The sequence below is a fragment of the Bacillus swezeyi genome, assembly GCF_001969815.1.
GTDB classification, from domain to species: domain Bacteria; phylum Bacillota; class Bacilli; order Bacillales; family Bacillaceae; genus Bacillus; species Bacillus swezeyi.
In genome coordinates this window covers 1-1,026 of sequence record NZ_MRBK01000068.1, presented here as the reverse complement: position 1 = coordinate 1,026, position 1,026 = coordinate 1, and the positions used below count along the sequence as shown (strand labels likewise).

1 protein-coding gene is annotated in these 1,026 nt (G+C 48.3%); it reads right to left on the bottom strand.

The genetic code is table 11. From position 1 onward, the window contains the following. Positions 1-28: 28 nt before the first annotated feature. Positions 29-1,026: M24 family metallopeptidase (locus BTA30_RS22085; protein ID WP_076764196.1), on the bottom strand; the 998-nt coding region annotated here is incomplete at its 5' end.

Here is a 1,026-nt window from a genome sequence, read left to right as displayed (position 1 = left end):
CCCGCTTTACAACGGGTTCTTTTTCATGTTAAGAAATCACGGTCAGCTGTTTCGGATATTTGGTCAGAGTTTCAGCACCATCTGCTGTGACAAGGACATCATCTTCAATTCGAACGCCGCCGATTTCCGGTACATAGATGCCCGGCTCAATCGTATAAACCATTCCTTCTTTTAATCGTTCGTCATTGTTATGGCTCATGGATGGGTATTCGTGCGTCGAAATGCCAAGCCCGTGACCAAGGCGATGCGGAAAATAATCTCCATAGCCCGCTTTTTCGATAATGCCCCGCGCTTTCAAATCTAGATCGCCGATCCTTACGCCGGGCTTGCTCATTTGGAGAGCAGCGGTTTCGGCCTCTAGCACCGTTTCATAAATATCCTTCTGCTGGTCATTAGCGTTTTTATAAACAAGGGTTCTTGTAATATCAGAGCAGTACCCATCAATGATCACGCCCAAATCAAAAAGGACAAAGTCGCCTGCCTCAAGCGTCCTGCTTCCGGGGTTTCCGTGCGGCTGCCCCGATTTTTCGCCAAACAGAACCATCGTTGAAAAGGACATTCCCTGGATTCCTTTTTTCTTCAGTTCATATTCAATCTTGGCGACAACTTCGATTTCTGCAATCCCTTCTTTTAAAGCGGCGGCGCCCGCTTCAACCCCGTAGTCGGCGAGCTTTGCCGCTTCGCGGAGAATGCGGACTTCGTTTTCATCTTTTACAAGGCGGAGTTCGTTCAGCTTCATTTCTGCAGACACCAGCTCAGCGCCGTTCGTAACCTCTTTCAGCATTTCAGCACGCGAAAGGGAAATCGCTTCTTTTTCGACTGCCACTTTCGAAAGTTTGAGGTTTCGTTTTTTCAGGGCTTCTGCTATCAGATCCCACGGGTTTTCGTGATCCTCATAGCCGATGATGTCATACGCCCAGCCCGCTGCTTTCGCCTGACTTTTCTCCATCAGCGGACAAACAAAAAACGGCTCTTCATTTGGAAATGCAAAAACGCCCATCAGCCTTTCATGGGGCTCTGTATAAA